Raw genomic sequence first — 18,428 nt, 5'->3', positions numbered from 1 at the left:
ATCGAATGGCAAGGAATACAATCAAAAACAATGAGCTAAGCGAGGAAGTGCAAGAGGAAATGTCGGATGCCTTGGAAGAAAAGGTTGAAGAGACGGAGGACTTTCTGAAGTCTGTATTTTCTCAAAAAAAACTCAATACTTATCTCGTTGCCAAGAACCTTCCGTTCGTGGCTTTTTTGGCCTTGTTGGGATTGCTTTATATTTCAAATCGACACCTCGCGGAGAATACCGTTCGTCGAATTGATCGATTGGGAAAAGAAGTGAAGGAGTTGAGTTGGGATTATAAATCTTTGAATGCGGAGTTGATGAAATTGACGACGCAAACGGAAATAGCAAAACGTGCGGATACGCTGGGGTTAAAAGAAAGAACCGAGCCGCCGATCAAATTACAAGTTGTAAAAGAAGTAAAAAAGTAAAAGAAGAAACCATTACATGAATATTAGGAAATCCATATTGATTCGGGTGTACCTGGCGTTCGGGCTGATGGTATTTGGTGCTTTACTGGTTTTTGGAAAGCTTTTGCACTTACAATATGTTGACGGCGAACGTTGGAGAGAAATTGCTGACAGTTTGACTATTCGCGAGCGTGTTATAGAAGCGGCACGTGGAAATATTTATTCAAATGATGGGAGTCTATTGGCGACATCTGTTCCAGAATACGATGTTCGTTTCGACGCGATGGCAATTCCAGCAGAAGAAAATGATGTTTTCAATGCTCGTGTTGATTCATTAGCTATTAAACTGTCGAAGTTTTTTGCTGATAAATCGCCTCGACAATATTTAGGGCAACTAAAAGAAGCGCGTGCAAAAAAACAACGTTATGTTTTGTTGAAACGTGCGGTTTCTCATCAACAGCTCAAAGTGTTGAAAGAGTTCCCTTTACTAAAAGGATTCAAAGAAAATAAAAAGCGTTATTCAAGCAGTTTAATTGCGGTTCGTGAAAACAAGCGCATTTTACCTTTTACTAATCTAGCTGCCCGTACAATTGGGTATAAAAATACGAAAGGCGATACCGTTCGTGTTGGTTTAGAGGGTGCATATGGCGATTATATCGAAGGGCATAGTGGTGTTCAGTTGATGCAGCGAATTGCAGGAGGTGTTTGGATTCCAGTGAATAGAGAAATGGAAGTTGCACCGACTGATGGTTCTGACATTATTGCGACCATCGATGTGAACATGCAAGATATGGCGCAACGTGCATTGGAAAAGCAATTGATTCAGAGCAATGCAGATAACGGTTGTGTGATCTTGATGGAAGTGAATACCGGAGAAGTGAGAGCCATTGCGAATTTTACAAGAGATGCTGAAGGTGTTTATAGAGAGAAGTTTAATTATGCTATAGCACAGGGTGCAGACCCTGGTTCAACATTTAAGATTGCCTCTTATCTAGTCGCTCTTGATGATGGGGTAATTGATACGAATACAATTGTTGATATCGGCAACGGTACATATAAAGTTCCAAGCCATACCATTCGTGATTCACATCCGCCGAAGAAGTCTCGTGTAACAGCGAAAGAAGCATTTGAAGAGTCTTCAAACGTAGGGGTTGCCAAGTTGATAAATCAACATTACGGTAGTAATCCTGCGAAATACACTTCGAAATTACATAAATGGGGATTGAATGATCCCCTGGGATTACAAATCCCAGGGGAAGGAAAGCCTTGGGTCAAAATGCCTGATAGCCGCTCTTGGAGTAAATTGTCACTCGTACAGATGGCTTATGGTTATGAACTGAAGTTGACGCCGCTTCAAACGCTGACATTAGTTAATGGTGTTGCGAACAACGGCAGGATGTTAGCGCCGCTTTTTGTAAAAGAAATCCAACATTTAGGAACAACCGTTCAAAAGTTTGACGCTCGCGTTATTAACAAGCAGATGGCTTCAGAAGAGGCGATTGGGAAAATGCGTAAAATGATGGAAGGTGTCATGATTGAAGGTACCGGAAAGAAATTACGTAGTCCTTTATATAGTTCTGCAGGGAAAACAGGAACTGCACAAATGGCTGATGGTTCACGTGGCTATGGTGCACGTCGTTACCAATCGTCGTTCGTCGGATATTTTCCGGCAGAGAATCCAAAGTATTCGATGATTGTGGTGATTCGTAATCCTCGAAATGGTTACTATGGTGGTTCGGTTGCTGGTCCCGTATTTCGGGAATTAGCCGATATGGTTTATGCAAATGATTTGTCGCTACATAGCACACTTGATAAACGTCAGGTAAACTTTAAAGGTACCAAGATTCCTTATACGTTAAAAGGTTCAAAAGATGCCACGGCTAAGGTTTATGAGCTATTGGGTATTCAGTCAGTCAACTGGAATTCAATTGTTCAGTCGGATTCAGGAGCTTCTTCGACAACAGCATTACCATTTACGGTTACAGAATTTAAAGAGGGGATTGTTCCAGATGTCAAAGGGATGGGGCTAGTTGACGCCATTTTTGCTATGGAAAATGCCGGATTTAAAGCCACTATTCGTGGTAAAGGAAAAGTTTATAATCAATCCCTAGCTGCCGGACAACGATTAAAGTCTGGTACTAAGGTGTTAATAGAATTGCATTAAGATGTTATTGAAAGAATTGTTGCACGCTATTCCGGTAAAAGATTACCTAGGTTCCCTCGATGTCGAGGTGAGCTCGGTTTGCTTGGATTCAAGAAAAGCAGCGGCAGGTTCTGCCTTTGTAGCGGTTCGCGGTCAGCAGACTGATGGTCATTTATATATTGAGAAGGCTGTTGGACTTGGAGCATCTGTTATTCTATTGGAAGAATATCCGTCCGAAACAAAGGAAGGCGTCACTTATATTTTAGTTGATGATTCTTCTTTTGCCTTAGGGGTTTTTGCTGCTAATTTTTACGGAAATCCTTCAAAGGATTTAAAGTTGGTAGGTGTTACAGGTACCAATGGTAAGACTACCGTGGCTACGCTATTATTTAATTTGTTTAGCCAATTAGGTTACCATGTAGGTCTACTGTCGACCGTTCAAAATCAAATTGGGAATCGCGTTATTCCTGCTACACATACGACTCCAGATCCTATTTCGCTGAATGCTTTATTGCGTTCGATGGTAGATGATGGATGTGACTATTGTTTTATGGAAGTGAGCTCCCATGCTATTGTTCAACAGCGTATTGCTGGGTTGCGATTTGCTGGAGGTATTTTTACGAATATCACACATGACCATCTTGATTTTCACGGCACGTTCGCGAACTATATCAAAGCAAAAAAGAAGTTTTTTGATGATCTAGATCGTTATGCTTTCGCTTTGACAAATATTGATGATAAGAATGGGCAGGTCATGTTGCAAAATACGTTCGCTCATCATAAAACATACGGTTTACAACAAATGGCTGACTTCAAAGCAAAGATTTTGGAAAGCCACTTTGATGGAATGTTGCTGCAAATTGATGCCCAAGAGTTATGGGTGAAATTGGTTGGCCATTTCAACGCATATAATTTATTAGCGGTTTACGGTGCTGCTATTCTATTAGAACAAGAGACAATTAAAGTATTAACTGCCTTGAGTGAGATTACAGGGGCAGAGGGTCGTTTTGAAACCATTCGCTCAAGCCAAGGTATTGTTGCGATTGTAGACTATGCGCATACACCTGATGCGGTTGAGAATGTTCTAGAAACCATATTGGATTTGAGAAAGCCGGGTCAGCAGATTTTAACGGTTTTAGGTTGTGGTGGAGATCGGGATAAGACGAAGAGACCTGAGATGGCGGAAGTTGCCTCTCGCTTAAGTGATAAGGTTATTTTGACGTCGGATAATCCTCGTTCAGAAGATCCAGTACAAATCATAAAGGATATGGAAGCTGGTTTGGTAGCAGATAAACGCAAGAATGTTTTTTCGATTACTGATCGTAGAGAAGCAATTCGTGCTGCTGTTCATTTGGCTCAACCGGGCGATGTTGTCCTTGTTGCCGGTAAAGGGCATGAGAAATATCAAGAAGTTAACGGGGTGAGAAATCACTTCGATGATAAGGAAGAATTGGAAAAAATATTTAACGAGATCAATTAAAGGGGATGTTATATTATTTATTTACTTGGCTTAATGAACATGTTCATATTCCGGGAGCTGGATTGTTCCAGTATATCTCTTTCCGGACGGCCATGTCTGTAATAGTTTCGTTGATTATTACCACGGTATACGGTAGTCGTCTAATTCGTTTACTTCATCAAAAACAAGTTGGAGAAACGATCCGTGATTTAGGATTAGAAGGCGAAAAGAAGAAGCAAGGTACGCCAACCATGGGAGGTTTAATCATTATCGCAGGTATTCTAATTCCTACGTTATTGTTTGCCAAGTTGGATAATATCTATATCATATTGATGATTATCACAACCATTTGGATGGGTGCAATTGGATTCTTGGATGACTATATCAAAGTGTTCCGTAAGAACAAAGAGGGACTAGCGGGTCGTTTTAAAGTGATTGGACAAGTTGGTCTAGGTATTTTAATTGCAATTACGATGTATTTCCATCCGGATATTGTAGTTCGTCAACAGGTGACAAATCCAAGTTCTTCGAAACCAGTTGAGGTTGTTATTAACCCATCGACAGGTGAGAAAATTTATGCAGAGAATGTAAAGTCTTCAAAGACAAATATACCTTTCTATAAAAACAACGAGTTCGACTACGCGAAAGTATTGGATGTTTTCGGCATTACCAATCCTTGGGTTACTTTCATGATTTTCTTAGTCGTTGTCGTGTTCATCGTGACGGCAGTTTCAAATGGGGCAAACATTACGGATGGTATAGATGGGCTGGCCACGGGGACCTCGGCTATTATGGGGATTACCCTAGCCATATTAGCCTATGTATCGGGTAACATTATCTTTTCCGACTACTTGAACATTATGTATATCCCTAATTCTGGGGAACTGGTGATTTTCGCTGGTGCGTTCATTGGTGCATGTACTGGATTTTTGTGGTACAACGCCTATCCAGCACAAGTCTTCATGGGAGATACGGGGAGTTTAGCAATCGGTGGTATTATCGCCGCATTCGCCATCTTAATCCGTAAGGAACTATTGATTCCAGTATTATGTGGTGTCTTCTTGATTGAGAATTTGTCAGTAATTATTCAAGTTTCTTATTTCAAGTTCACGAAAAAGAAATATGGTGAGGGGAGACGTATATTTTTGATGTCCCCATTACATCATCACTACCAAAAGAAGGGTTATCATGAGTCTAAGATCGTGACACGTTTTGTCATTGTCTCGATCATCTTAGCAATTCTTACCATCGTTACATTGAAAGTTAGATAATTATATAAAGATGTCAAATATCGCACATACCTATTATCCTCAATCTGGCCGCCTAGTTGTACTAGGTGCGGGCGAGAGTGGAGTAGGTGCTGCCATTCTAGCAAAAGATAGAGGCTTTGATGTATTTGTATCCGATATGGGTCAAATTGCGGGCTCTTATAAAGCAACATTAGAATTAGAGCAAATTCCTTTTGAAGAAGGAAAGCACAGCGAAGAGTTGATTCTGAATGCAGATTTAGTAGTTAAAAGTCCTGGCATTCCTGAAAAAGCGCCACTGATTAAGCAGCTACGTTCTTTGAACAAGCCCTTGATTTCGGAAATCGAGTTTGCAGCTCAGTATACAGATTCGAAATTATATTGTATTACAGGATCTAATGGCAAGACAACGACGACCATGTTAACCTATTCAATATTGAAGAATGCAGGTTTGGATGTCGGTTTAGCAGGAAATATAGGAAACAGTTTTGCTTTACAAGTCGCGCGTGATCCGCATGCTTGCTATGTGTTGGAGATTTCAAGTTTTATGCTTGATGACATGTATCATTTCCGTGCAGATGTTGCGGTGATTTTAAATATAACGCCTGACCACTTGGATCGCTATGATTATAAGATGGAAAATTATGTGGCTTCTAAATTCAGAATGGTTCAGAATCAAGGGGAGTCTGATTATTTCATCTATTGTTTAGATGATCCAGAAACGGTAGCTGCGTTGGATAAGCATCCCACCAAAGCTATTCATTTACCATTTACACAAGAGCGTGAATTAGAACAAGGTGCTTTTGTAGATGCAAATAAGAATTTGAACATTTTAGTACCTAATAGAGAAGTTTTTACCATGAATATCGAAGAATTATCATTACAAGGCAAGCACAATATTTACAATAATAGTGCGGCGGGATTGATTGCAAAGGTTCAAGAATTGCGTAATCAGTCGATGAAGGAGAGTATGGGGTCCTTTGTAAATATTGAACATCGTTTAGAACATGTGGCTAGCGTTGGTGGGGTAAATTATATCAATGACTCCAAAGCAACCAATGTAAATTCTGTATGGTACGCATTGGAAAGTTTTTCTAGCGATATCGTCTTAATTATGGGCGGTGTTGACAAGGGTAACGACTACGATATGTTGCGTGATTTAGTGCGCTCGAAAGTAAAGGCGATCATCTGTATTGGTAAAGATACAGGTCGAATTCATGAAGCGTTTGAGGACGAAACCGATGTTATTGTGAATAGTGCATCAATGTCAGATGCTGTTCAAATAGCGTCACATTTAGCGAAAAAAGGCGATACAGTCTTATTGTCACCAGCATGTGCAAGTTTTGACTGGTTTAAAAACTACGAAGAACGCGGCGATAAGTTCAAAGAAGCTGTAATGGCTTTATAATTAAGGAGGATCGATGGAATACATTTTTTCTAAACTAAAAGGCGATAAGTGGATCTGGATCATTGTGATCTTGTTGTCCATATGGTCACTACTTGCTGTATACAGCTCTGTAGGTACCTTGGCTTATAAAGAAGGTAAGGGTACTGAATTATACCTTTTTAAGCACTTGTTTATCGTTATTGCTGGTTTAGGGTTGATGTATCTATCACACAAATTGGATTACCGGTATTACGCTGGGATATCAAAATTGTTAATGATAATCACCATTCCTTTGTTGCTTTACACCTTGTTGTTTGGTAGCAAAGTGAATGAAGCAAGTCGCTGGTTGACGATTCCGATTATCAATCAAACATTTCAAACTTCCGATTTAGCGAAACTTGCCCTTATTACATTTCTAGCGCGTATGTTGTCTAGAAAACAGGAAGAGATTAAAGATGTCAAGAAATCGTTTATTCCTATCATGGGCGCTGTTTGTGCTGTTTTCGTGCTGATTGCGCTAGCTAACCTTTCCACAGCATTAATGCTGTTTGGTGTAAGTGTATTGCTGTTAATGATTGGTCGTATCGATTTTAAGCAAATTGCGGTTGTATGTATGGGCGGGGCGGTTCTCTTAACATTAGTTATGTTATTAGGTCCACGTCGTGGAACTTACATTAGTCGTATTCAGGGCTTCTTTCAGACTGAAGAAGTTCACGATTCGAAAGGTTCGTTCCAAGAAGATAAGAATTTCCAAGCCAACAATGCGAAGATAGCTATTGCAACTGGAGAAATGTTTGGAAAAGGGATTGGTAATTCTGTTCAACGTAATGTTTTACCTCACCCATATTCAGATTTTATCTTCGCGATTATCATCGAAGAATATGGCACAATTGGAGGAGCTGTATTGCTTTTCTTATATATCGCATTAATGTATCGGTGCATACGTATTGTTACGCTGAGTCCACGAGCTTTTGGCGCATTCTTGGCGGCGGGTTTGGGATTTAGTTTGACAATTCAGGCTTTAGCAAACATGGCTGTTGCTGTCGGCTTGGGGCCAGTGACGGGGGTACCGTTGCCTTTGGTAAGTATGGGTGGTACGTCGATTTTATTTACGAGTGTAGCCCTAGGTATTATTCTTAGTGTGAGTCGTAACATTGAAGAGTTAAAAAATAAAGAAGAATTAGAAGTCGTAAAAAAACCGCGTTCAAGTAAGGTGGTTGTTGGAACGATATAAAAATATGGCTCATAAAGTAATCATAAGTGGTGGTGGTACGGGTGGACATATCTTCCCAGCGATTGCAATCGCGAATGCATTATTGCGATTAGCACCAGATACCGAGATATTGTTTGTTGGTGCTGAGGGCAAAATGGAGATGGAACGTGTACCAGCTGCCGGATATGAGATTGTGGGTTTAGATATTGTCGGTATTAACAGACAATCGCTATTGAAAAATTTAGCGCTTCCTTTTAAAATGTTAAAGAGCCTTTTGAAAGCGCGCAGTGTTCTTAAAAAGTTTGATGCGGAGGTTGCAATTGGAGTCGGAGGTTATGCGTCTGGTCCATTATTGATGATGGCGAACATGATGGGCTTACCGACGATTATTCAAGAGCAGAATTCTTATGCAGGTGTTACCAACAAGAAGTTGGGTGCAAAGGCAAAAAAGATTTGTGTGGCTTATGAAGGAATGGATCGTTTTTTTCCTTCGGAGCGCATTCTGTTGACAGGAAATCCTATTCGTAAATCGTCAGTTGCTATTGAGAATAAAAGGGCCGAAGGAATGAATGCTTTTGCCTTGGATTTGAACAAGAAGACGGTTTTAGTGACTGGTGGTAGTCTTGGGGCGTTGACACTGAATGATTGTATTAAAGCGGGTATTTCGAAGTTTGTGGAAGCTGGCGTACAAGTTATTTGGCAATGTGGCGGCTATTATTATGACAAACTGAAAGCAGAATTGGGCGACACATTACCAGCGGGAATTAAGCTGTTGGCATTTTTGGATCGCATGGATTACGCTTATGCTGCCGCTGATGTTATTGTTGGTCGTGCAGGTGCTGGGACTATTTCTGAGCTCTGTGTGATTGGCAAACCAGTTGTACTTGTGCCTTCACCAAATGTGTCTGATGATCATCAGACGAAAAATGCGATGGCGTTAGTCAATAAGGATGCGGCATTGATGGTGAAAGATAATGAGGCTCGCAATATTTTGGTTGATACATTATTGAATCTATTGAAAGACGAGTCTAAAATGCAAGCGTTGGGAGATGAGATTAACAAACTGGCTCTGCCGGATGCGGATGTTGTCATTGCTCAAGAAGTTTTGAATTTAATAAAAAAGTAAAGATGAATATCGATAAGATTAAACGGGTTTATTTACTAGGTATCGGAGGAATCGGAATGAGTGGTCTTGCTCGTTACTTTAGTCAATTGGGTTGTGAGGTTGCTGGATATGACCGCACTTCGACAGAGTTGACTAGAACACTTGAAGCAGAGGGGATGCCTATTGTCTATTCGGATGATATTACATTAATACCTTCATCTTTTAGTCAAGTAGGTGAAGAGACCTTGATCATTTTTACGCCAGCGATTCCTTCGGATTTGTCGCTAAAGGCCTTTTTTATTGAAGCTGGTCATGAGCTTTTCAAACGCTCTCAGGTTCTGGGCTTTATTTCGGCAAGCCGATTTACGATAGCAGTTGCTGGAACTCATGGCAAAACAACCACATCAACAATGGTTGCTCATATTTTAAAAGATAGTGGATATGATTGTTCAGCCTTCTTAGGAGGGATTAGTACAAACTACCAAAATAATGTTCTATTCGGTGATAACAACGTTGTTGTTGTTGAAGCTGATGAGTACGATCGTTCATTTTTAACTCTTCATCCAAACATTGCAATTGTGACATCCGCAGATGCAGATCATTTGGATATTTATGGTGAGGCAAGCAAGCTTACTGAAACTTTCCAGCTTTTCTTGGATAGAGTTGTTGCTGATGGACAAAAAATCGTTAAGAATGGTTTGCCATTCGCCGCTGATATTAATTATGCGCGTGAAGAACATACAGATGCTTACGCTGAAAATGTTCATGTTCGAGATAGTGAGTTTTATTTTGATTACCATTCGGAAGATTTGACAATTAAGGATATCCATCTTGGTATTCCAGGCTTGCATAATGTGGAGAACGCAGTTGCTGCAATCACGGTAGCAAAGCTACTAGGAATCGAGGCCACTAAGATTGTTCATGCATTGTCGACTTTTGCTGGTGTAAAGCGTCGTTTTGAATATATATTCAAATCGCCGGAGCATATTTATATAGATGACTATGCACATCATCCAGAAGAGTTAAGAGCGTTTTTGACTTCTATGCGAAAGTTATATCCGAATAAGAAGCTGACGGTTGTTTTTCAGCCACATTTATTTACGCGCACTAGAGATTTTGTCGATGGATTTGCGGAGGTTTTAGCGTTTGCTGATGAGCTTCTATTGATGGAGATTTATCCCGCGCGTGAACTTCCTCTTCCTGGTGTCGATTCGCAATGGCTACTGGATAAAATTCGTCTAGAAAATAAACGCTTAGTAAGTCCAGAAGAAGTTCTTGCAATCGTGAAGACCGAACAACCAGAATTAATTGTAACGGTTGGTGCGGGTGATATTGATAAGTTAGTGAAACCTATTAAAGAAGTTTTGACAAATGCTTAATAAGATTAGAAACATACAATGGCGTCAAGTAGGCTACTTTTTTCTGGGAATTTCTTCCCTGATTGGGGTATTTATGTTGATGAGTTTGGTTTCGAAAAAAGACCAAGTCCAAGTATGTACTTCTTTAAAAGTATTGGTGGAAGGGAAAGAGACTTTTATTGATCAGCAGGATATTTCTTCTATGATACATGAAAAGTTTGGAAGAGTCGTTGGTCGCAGTTTAAACGAAATTCCATTGCAAAAGATAGAGAACGAGTTGAAGAAATCGCCTTATGTTTCAGAAGCCGATGTGCATATGGATATGGACGGTACGATGCAAGTTCAGGTCATGCAACGAGAAGTTGTTGTACGAGTGATTAATCAGGCAGGTCAAGAGTTCTATGTGGATTCAAAGAATCAAAAAATTCCAGTGACGTTGAAATATGTTCCGCATGTAATGGTTGCAAATGGGAATATAAAAGAAGGGTATAAAAAAGCGCTTGAGCCTGTGCAATCAACTATTGTGAAAGATTTAGTAGATGTCGTAGCGCATACAAAGCATGACGATTTGTGGAGTAACCAAATCGTTCAGCTTTATGTTAATGAGGATAGAGATATAGAATTGATTCCGCGAGTTGGCGAGCAAACGCTGATCATTGGGAATGCAGATTCTTTAGACTATAAATTGAGTCGATTGGCCACCTTCTATAAACACATTATGCCTCGTGTAGGGACTGGAGCATATAGTAAGGTAAATGTGAAATATGGCGGTCAAATTATTTGCGAGCGTAACGGTGATTGGTTCATCGATAGCCTGCAAATGCAAATGAATAAGAAGTAAACAGAAAGAAGAAATAATATACAGCATCAAACACAGCATATGAAACCTAGAATTGCAGAAAATGAAAAAGAAAATCCAATAATCGTTGGATTGGACATCGGTACGACAAAGATTTGTGTTACCGTTGGTCGTCGTAGTGGGGTTAATAAGGTGGAACTTTTAGGTGTAGGCAAAGCTGAATCTGCCGGTGTTAACCGTGGGGTAGTAGCAAATATCCAAAAAACGGTTACAAGTATTCGCGAGGCCGTAGCCGTAGCGGAAGGTCAATCCAATGTAGACATTAAAGTTGTCAATGTTGGTATAGCTGGACAGCACATTAAAAGTATTCAGCATCGTGGTATCTTGACCAAGAACGATGATGATGAAATCGGACGTTTAGATATTGAACGTTTAATTTCCGACATGTATAAATTGGTTTTGCCTCCAGGCGAAGAGATTATTCATGTGTTGCCACAAGAGTTTACTATCGACAATGAGCCCGGAATTAAAGAGCCTATCGGTATGGCAGGTCGTCGTGTGGAAGCAAACTTCCATATCATTTCTGGTCGAGTAACGGATATAAAAAATATTAAACGTTGTGTAGATAATTCGGATTTAGAAGTTTCTGAATTAATCTTAGAACCTCTTGCATCATCCGAGGCTGTGTTGGATGAAGAGGAAAAAACTGCTGGTGTTGTTTTAGTTGATATTGGTGGCGGTACGACTGATGTTGCTATTTTCCACGAGGGAATTATTCGTCATACGGCGGTTATACCATTGGGTGGAAATATTGTTACAGAAGACATTCGTCAAGGATGTTCTGTTTTACGTAATCAAGCGGAACAATTAAAGGTTCGTTATGGCTCTGCTTTAGCTGATGAGAACAAAGATAACGAGGTGATCTGTGTACCTGGTATCCGCGGTCGTGAAGCAAAAGAAATCTCTGTAAAAAACCTTGCTTACATTATTCAAGCAAGAATGGAAGAGATTATTGAGCATGTTTACTATGAGATCAAATCTTCAGGATATGAGGATAAATTAATTGCAGGTATCGTTATTACTGGTGGTGGTGCGCAGTTGAAACATTTAATTCAACTTGTTGAGTATATCACGGGTATCGATTGCCGAATTGGCTATCCAAATGAATACTTGGCAAAAACTGAGATGTTGAATAAACAAGCTTTTGATGAACTTAAAAGCCCGTTATATGCAACAGGTATTGGTTTATTGATTAAGGGGATTCAATCTATCGAAGAGGAGGAGATGCGAAATGAAGAAAAAGTAACTAAAAAGTCTCCTCAAATAAAAGAAAAGTCTAAAGAAGGCGTTAAAGAAATAGCGGAGGGTCAATCAAAAAAGGAGGGTTGGTTAACACGTTTCTTAGGCGATTGGATCAAAGATGGCGCAGATATAGACGATGATACTTTCATCGGCAAAAAATAATTATCAACATCACTCTCTTTTTTCCACATTTTAACAAATGTGGAAAACTGTTGTTAAGATTTTGGTAATATTACCTTAGAATTGTTGAGTCAAATTGCGATAACGTAATTGCTTGAGGAAGAATTAAATAGGATAACATATATGTCGATACAATTTGAGATGTTAAAGGAGAATTCATCAATTATCAAGGTAATTGGTGTAGGTGGTGGCGGTGGGAATGCCGTAAATCACATGTATAAGCAAGGAATTTCTGGTGTAGACTTCATCGTTTGTAATACGGATGCACAGGCATTGGAGCTTAGTCCCATTCCGAATAAGGTTCAGTTAGGTGCAAGTCTAACAGAAGGTATGGGTGCTGGAGCTGATCCCGATGTTGGTGAGAATTCAGCGATCGAAAGTATTGAGGATATCAAACGCATGTTGGGTACAAATACTAAGATGCTTTTCATCACTGCAGGTATGGGCGGTGGAACTGGTACAGGTGCAAGTCCGGTATTGGCGAAAGCTGCAAAAGAATTGGGAATTCTAACGGTTGCTATAATTACTACTCCATTTACTTTCGAAGGTAAAAGACGTCGTATGCAAGCTGAGGAAGGCCTTGGTGAATTGCGTAAATATGTAGATTCTTATTTAGTCATTTCAAATGATCGCCTTCGTGAGATCTTTGGCAACTTAACAATGACTGCTGCATTTGCTAAAGCAGATGATATACTGACAACAGCAGCGAAAGGTATTGCGGAGATTATTACAATCCCTGGTTATGTGAACGTCGATTTCAAAGATGTTCGCACAGTGATGAACGATAGTGGTGTTGCGATCATGGGTAATGCTATTGCTACTGGTGAACAACGTGCATTAGATGCTGTAACTGGCGCATTAGCGTCTCCATTATTGAAAGATAATGAGATTGAAGGTGCTCGCTATATTTTATTAAACATAACTTCCGGTAAACGTGAAGTTACTATGGATGAAGTTGCTATCGTTACAGATTATATCCAAGAGAAAGCAGGATTATCTGCGGACTTAATTTGGGGTAACTGTATCGATGAGAATTATGATGATGAACTTTCTGTTACCATTATCGCAACTGGATTCCAAACAGCTGAGGAGCGTGTTAAAGAAAAAGAGAAAGAGAAAATTGCTATTCCCTTAACTCCAGAGGTTCAAACTTCTGCTTTCATAAAACCGGTTTCTCAAAATCAATTTGTTGAGCGTCCTGCAGTTGATCAAAGTGCTTTTGTAAAGCCTACTCAATCTGTTGAAAATCCGGCGCCTCAGCCTCCTCAAGATTTGTTTTCCAACAAGACAGTGACTTCGCCAAGTGCAGCAGCTGTGGCTGACAATGGTGATAAAATCATTCGTCATACTTTGGAATTTGATAACTCTTCGGAGATTGAAGAGGTCGAGGAAGATTCAAATCCACACGGTTTTGAATTGAAAACTTCACCTTCTTTATTTGAATTCAAATTGCCGACCGTGTTTGATGCATATAAACCGGCAGCTGATCAAGAAGAGGAGTCAAGTTTTGCAAATGAAATTTCAGAGCAGTTTCCTGTTGCTGAAGATGTGCTTGAAGAAGCGAAAAAAGAAGAGATTAATTTTGAGGATCAATTGTTGAAAACGAAAGAGCGAATCTTGCGATTGAAAGAATTGAGCATGAAATTAAAATCTTCAAACGGTCTTCAGGAATTAGAGAATGAGCCTGCTTACAAGAGAAAGCAAAAAACATTGGATGATGTGCCTCATTCTTCTCAATCCCAAGTTTCTCGTTTCACTCTTTCTTTCGACGATGGTGAGACAGAAATTAGACCTAACAATTCGTTTTTACACGATAATGTAGATTAATCTTATCCTATTTAATAAATGAGGGTGGCCTGTGAAGGTCACCTTTTTTTTGTTTTTAGATTTTGATTCTTGGAAAAAGATGTTAATTTTAAGCTAGTTACTAATTTTAAACAAATAAATCTAACAGTTATGGCAAGTATTGATAAATTTAAAGAGTTGAAATCTCTAATTGACGGTTTAGAAGGAGATGCTGATAAGTTTTTCTCAAAAGGCAATAGTGCTGCTGGTACGCGTATTAGAAAGGGTCTTCAGGATATCAAGACCTTATCGCAGTCGCTACGTCTAGGCATTCAAGATTTGAAGAATAAAAAATAGGTTATTCTGAAAGCCTTGTTACATTCTAAGCCCGTCAGGGCTTTTTTTTATGTGTAATTTTTTTATATCTTCAATTTTATGAAAGTAATACAGAATCCAATATGGCTGATGAGCTCAGCGTATGAAAAGTTAAATCAATCTGAGTTATTAGAAGTTGCGAAGGCGAGTGGAGCGCAAGGTATTGATCTTTGTGTTTTCCGAAAGGACGGCACTAGAGAAGATCATACAGCAACGCATTTGGATTATGAGGGATTTGGGTTAGACGACGCTAAGGTTGTCTTAGATCGCTTTAATTCAGCCGGTTTGAGGCTATCTCTTGGCGCCTTTGAGAATATGATTGGAGGTGATGAAGCTGAGCGTATTAAAAATCAAAATCATTTATTAAAGCTTATTCGTATTGCTTACTTATTGGGGGGCGACGAGAATGATGTGAAAGTGGGGACATTTGTAGGTTATAATCATACACTAGGTAATGAGATTGATGGTTTCCAGAAGAATTTAGATGAGTACAAGCGTGTTTTTTCTCCGATTATTCAATATGCGGAGGATTTAGGTGTGACTGTTGTTTATGAAAATTGTCCAATGGAAGGATGGCGATCATCTCGTTTTTCGAGCACCTACAATAATCTGCCGGCAGTGCTTGCTGCTCGTAAGTTGATGTATGCGATGATCCCAAGTAAAGCGCATGGTGAGATTTATGATCCGTCCCATGATATCTGGCAGAATGTAAATCCTGTTGATGTAATTCAAGCGATGGACATTGAGCGTTTAAAACGTGTGCACGTGAAGACTACAAAAATAAACTATGGGAAATCTCGCGTAGAGTGGGGAGGGATGTATCCTATGCAATCCGTTAATCCGGAATTAGCTAAGGAGGCAGGTGTTTCTATACCACAGCATGATTGGGATAGGCATCATTATACAGCGATGTTACCGGGTTTTGGTGGTACGGATGATATGGATTGGAACGCATTTGTTCGTGTTTTACATGAGCGCGAGTTTTCCGGACCGTTTGAAATAGAGAATGAGGCGAAGAATTCAAAGGATACACAAAATATGGGGGCTATCAATCAAGGGGCTAAGGCCTGTATTAATTTCTTAGCGCCTTTATTATGGGATTTGAATTCTGACGGTTATTCTTATGTAAACCCTAAGGAGTTGGTTGTTCAAGACAAGAAAGATATTCCTGTACTAAGTATCGATCAGTTACTGTAATTTAAGTCAGTTGAGCGATTTTATTTAATTGAAAAATAAAAAAGGAGTAGTGTAAACTACTCCTTTTCTGCATGTATCTTAAATAATGATATTAAGTCTGGGATATTGTGAACATTAAGTTTTTCAAAGATTCTACTCTTATAGGTACTTACTGTTGATGAACTCAAGTTTAGACGGCTTGAAACTTCAATAATTCCTAGTCCTTCAATTAAATGCCTTGCGACATCCATTTCACGATTTGATAACTTGTAAAGTGGATTTAGGCTGTCAATCTTTGACTTACTGGTCGTAAGTTTTTGAACGTATAAATCCTTGATGGCGTCAGACATATATTTCCCGCGTTCAAAAATGCTATTTATAGCATTTGTAAACTCGGTCATACTTGTCGTTTTATTGACATAGCCTGCTGCGCCAGCCTCAATATATCGAAGTGCATAAAGCGTTTCGTCGTAAGATGAAAACACTAATATCTTTAAATCAGGTTGAATTTCTAGAAGTTCTTTGATTACTTTGATATTATTGCCACCAGGCATATTAATATCCAATAGTAACATATCAAATCTTCCGTTTGTTAACTTCTCGTAAACCTCGTCATAGGTTTCAGCATGTACAATTTCGGTGTTCTTAAGCGTTTCTTTAATTGCTGTCGATACTCCTAACCGAACAATGATATGGTCATCAGCTATTAGTATTTTTTTCATGTATCTGCTGTTACTTTCTTGAATAATTATGTATTGTGATTTAATAAATTTAACACCCTCACATCCTTATTTTGAAATATATAGTAAGAAGAAATAAATGTCATTAAACGTAATAATGTTGAAGGATATTTATGGTTTCCGCTATTTATCTTCGCTATAAATATAATGGTTTATTCGATTTACTACATCATTTATTAGAAATATTTTTCAGTTTAGCAATTATTATGTTGCAATAAATAGGAATATTCTTAAAAATATTTTAGAATATCATGTCAAAACTTTTTTTTTGTGTTTATTGGGTCGTTGAACAATGAAACTGTTCAACATTTTTCGCACTAAAATATATTTTAGAATTATGGGATTTTTAAAAGAGTTTAAAGAGTTTGCCATGCGTGGCAGCGTTGTCGACCTTGCTGTCGGTGTTGTAATCGGTGGTGCTTTCGGAAAGATTGTTACGTCTTTAGTGGATAATATTATTATGCCACCTATTGGTATGCTCACTGGGGGTATTGATTTTTCTAGCATGAAGTATGTTTTGAAAGAGGGTAATGAGGCTGCAGGCGTTGCAGAGGTTGCAATTGGTTATGGTACATTTATTAATGTATTAATCCAATTTATCATTGTTGCATTTTGTATTTTCCTAGTGGTGAAAGGTATCAATTCCTTGAAACGTGAAGCTCCTGCTGCTCCAGAAGAGGCGCCAGCACCTACAAAAGAAGAAACGTTATTAACTGAAATTCGTGATATCCTGAAAAATAAATAGGGGTATTCTTACTAATATCAAAGCAAATTATGACGGTATTTGACTGAAATAATTTGCTTTTTTTATTAATTGTTGTTTAGGTGTTGCGGAATTGTGAAATAAACTTTATTTTTGCATTCCTCTTCGGAGGGAAAGAATTGAATCAAAGTATTAAAACAAGCATAAAAGCGTCATGAAGAGAACATTCCAGCCTTCACAAAGAAAAAGAAGAAATAAGCACGGTTTCAGAGAGCGTATGAGCTCTGCAAATGGTAGAAGAGTATTAGCTTCTCGTAGAGCTAAAGGTAGAAAACGTCTTACTGTTTCTGACGAAAGCCGTCACAAAGGGTAATCTATTCGGTCTCCGGTGATCCATGAGCCGAGCGCAAAACTGCCGGATCTATTCATCGAGATGAAGAAATATACATTTTCAAAAGAAGAACGATTATGCAGCAAAAGGTTAATAGATGACCTTTTCCATAATGGTTCTTCTTTTGTTGTGTATCCTTTCCGCTTGATGTATCGTAACACAAGTGAAACTCTTCCTTCTAAAGCTCAGGCTATTATTTCGGTTTCAAAACGCCGATTTAAGCATGCAGTTACTCGAAATCGACTAAAACGACTTCTTCGAGAATGTTATCGTTTAGAAAAGCCTTTTTTCTATGATAATTTGAGCGATTATTCCCTACATTTGTTATTAGCAATTCAGTATATCGGTAAAGAGGAGTTACCTTTTGTCGAACTTCATGCGAAAATGAAGATATTGCTAGAAAAACTATCACATGAACTTGCTTCGTCTAATCTGGGAAAAAGGGATTAAGCAACCCCTACAATGGGTTTTCTTAATTATCATTAGATTCTATCAACTATTTATTTCTCCTTTTCTTGGTGCCAATTGTCGTTATACGCCAACGTGTTCTCAATATGGGAAGGAAGCAATCATGAAGTATGGCCCTTTTAAGGGTGGATGGTTGACGATCAAGCGAATTGCAAGTTGTAATCCCTGGGGTGGTCATGGCCATGATCCAGTTCCATAATTA

18 protein-coding genes are annotated in these 18,428 nt (G+C 39.0%); 17 read left to right on the top strand and 1 reads right to left on the bottom strand.

Annotated features, from left to right (window positions below; translation table 11 throughout):
• Positions 1-5 precede the first annotated feature (5 nt).
• The 13 genes from GFH32_RS13990 to GFH32_RS13930 all read left to right on the top strand — a co-directional run bounded on the left by GFH32_RS13990 (position 6) and on the right by GFH32_RS13930 (position 15,945).
• Positions 6-416: an FtsL-like putative cell division protein gene (locus tag GFH32_RS13990; protein WP_153512182.1), complete on the top strand. Its 411-nt coding sequence runs from the start codon at positions 6-8 to the stop codon at positions 414-416.
• A 16-nt stretch (positions 417-432) separates the two neighbouring features.
• Positions 433-2,559 carry a penicillin-binding protein gene (locus GFH32_RS13985; RefSeq protein WP_153512181.1) on the top strand — a complete coding sequence of 709 codons (2,127 nt, stop codon included), beginning with the start codon at positions 433-435 and terminating at the stop codon, positions 2,557-2,559.
• A gap of 1 nt (position 2,560) precedes the next feature.
• The gene (locus tag GFH32_RS13980) at positions 2,561-4,018 is read left to right on the top strand and encodes a UDP-N-acetylmuramoyl-L-alanyl-D-glutamate--2,6-diaminopimelate ligase (protein ID WP_153512180.1); all 1,458 of its coding nucleotides are present in this window, start codon (positions 2,561-2,563) and stop codon (positions 4,016-4,018) included.
• Positions 4,019-4,023: 5 nt separating this feature from the next.
• Positions 4,024-5,268, top strand: coding sequence for a phospho-N-acetylmuramoyl-pentapeptide-transferase (gene mraY, locus GFH32_RS13975; RefSeq protein WP_153512179.1), 1,245 nt, complete (start codon positions 4,024-4,026; stop codon positions 5,266-5,268).
• 10 nt (positions 5,269-5,278) lie between these two features.
• Positions 5,279-6,652 carry a UDP-N-acetylmuramoyl-L-alanine--D-glutamate ligase gene (murD, locus tag GFH32_RS13970; protein ID WP_153512178.1) on the top strand — a complete coding sequence of 458 codons (1,374 nt, stop codon included), beginning with the start codon at positions 5,279-5,281 and terminating at the stop codon, positions 6,650-6,652.
• A 13-nt stretch (positions 6,653-6,665) separates the two neighbouring features.
• A complete protein-coding gene (locus GFH32_RS13965) occupies positions 6,666-7,865 on the top strand; it encodes an FtsW/RodA/SpoVE family cell cycle protein (protein WP_153512177.1) in 1,200 nt (399 codons plus the stop codon).
• A 4-nt stretch (positions 7,866-7,869) separates the two neighbouring features.
• Positions 7,870-8,970 (top strand): undecaprenyldiphospho-muramoylpentapeptide beta-N-acetylglucosaminyltransferase, encoded by a 1,101-nt coding sequence (gene murG, locus GFH32_RS13960; RefSeq protein ID WP_153512176.1) that lies wholly within the window; start codon positions 7,870-7,872, stop codon positions 8,968-8,970.
• A gap of 2 nt (positions 8,971-8,972) precedes the next feature.
• Positions 8,973-10,328, top strand: coding sequence for a UDP-N-acetylmuramate--L-alanine ligase (gene murC / locus GFH32_RS13955; RefSeq protein ID WP_153512175.1), 1,356 nt, complete (start codon positions 8,973-8,975; stop codon positions 10,326-10,328).
• Positions 10,321-11,148 carry a cell division protein FtsQ/DivIB gene (locus tag GFH32_RS13950; RefSeq protein WP_153512174.1) on the top strand — a complete coding sequence of 276 codons (828 nt, stop codon included), beginning with the start codon at positions 10,321-10,323 and terminating at the stop codon, positions 11,146-11,148. Before murC ends, GFH32_RS13950 begins: the two co-directional genes overlap by 8 nt.
• Before the next feature lie 39 nt (positions 11,149-11,187).
• A complete protein-coding gene (ftsA, locus tag GFH32_RS13945; RefSeq protein ID WP_153512173.1) occupies positions 11,188-12,570 on the top strand; it encodes a cell division protein FtsA in 1,383 nt (460 codons plus the stop codon).
• A gap of 141 nt (positions 12,571-12,711) precedes the next feature.
• The gene (ftsZ, locus tag GFH32_RS13940; protein ID WP_153512172.1) at positions 12,712-14,415 is read left to right on the top strand and encodes a cell division protein FtsZ; all 1,704 of its coding nucleotides are present in this window, start codon (positions 12,712-12,714) and stop codon (positions 14,413-14,415) included.
• A 129-nt stretch (positions 14,416-14,544) separates the two neighbouring features.
• Positions 14,545-14,730, top strand: a complete 186-nt coding sequence (locus GFH32_RS13935) for a histone H1 (RefSeq protein ID WP_153512171.1) — start codon at positions 14,545-14,547, stop codon at positions 14,728-14,730.
• Positions 14,731-14,808: 78 nt separating this feature from the next.
• Positions 14,809-15,945 (top strand): sugar phosphate isomerase/epimerase family protein, encoded by a 1,137-nt coding sequence (locus GFH32_RS13930; protein ID WP_153512170.1) that lies wholly within the window; start codon positions 14,809-14,811, stop codon positions 15,943-15,945.
• A gap of 56 nt (positions 15,946-16,001) precedes the next feature.
• Here GFH32_RS13930 and GFH32_RS13925 read toward each other — a convergent pair whose 3' ends face one another.
• Positions 16,002-16,646: a response regulator transcription factor gene (locus GFH32_RS13925; RefSeq protein ID WP_153512169.1), complete on the bottom strand. Its 645-nt coding sequence runs from the start codon at positions 16,644-16,646 to the stop codon at positions 16,002-16,004.
• Between the two features lie 355 nt (positions 16,647-17,001).
• Between GFH32_RS13925 and mscL the strand changes: the two genes are divergently transcribed.
• The 4 genes from mscL to yidD all read left to right on the top strand — a co-directional run bounded on the left by mscL (position 17,002) and on the right by yidD (position 18,425).
• Positions 17,002-17,409 carry a large-conductance mechanosensitive channel protein MscL gene (gene mscL, locus GFH32_RS13920; RefSeq protein WP_153512168.1) on the top strand — a complete coding sequence of 136 codons (408 nt, stop codon included), beginning with the start codon at positions 17,002-17,004 and terminating at the stop codon, positions 17,407-17,409.
• A gap of 172 nt (positions 17,410-17,581) precedes the next feature.
• Positions 17,582-17,740 (top strand): 50S ribosomal protein L34, encoded by a 159-nt coding sequence (gene rpmH, locus GFH32_RS13915; RefSeq protein WP_153512167.1) that lies wholly within the window; start codon positions 17,582-17,584, stop codon positions 17,738-17,740.
• A 60-nt stretch (positions 17,741-17,800) separates the two neighbouring features.
• A complete protein-coding gene (locus GFH32_RS13910; protein WP_153512166.1) occupies positions 17,801-18,208 on the top strand; it encodes a ribonuclease P protein component in 408 nt (135 codons plus the stop codon).
• Positions 18,171-18,425, top strand: coding sequence for a membrane protein insertion efficiency factor YidD (gene yidD, locus GFH32_RS13905; protein ID WP_153512165.1), 255 nt, complete (start codon positions 18,171-18,173; stop codon positions 18,423-18,425). The genes GFH32_RS13910 and yidD overlap by 38 nt, the downstream gene beginning before the upstream one ends.
• The last annotated feature ends 3 nt before the right edge of the window (positions 18,426-18,428 follow it).

The organism is Sphingobacteruim zhuxiongii (assembly GCF_009557615.1).
GTDB classification, from domain to species: Bacteria; Bacteroidota; Bacteroidia; order Sphingobacteriales; family Sphingobacteriaceae; genus Sphingobacterium; species Sphingobacterium zhuxiongii.
Note: the sequence above shows the minus strand (reverse complement) of the source record. Positions and strands in the feature narration are given on the sequence as shown.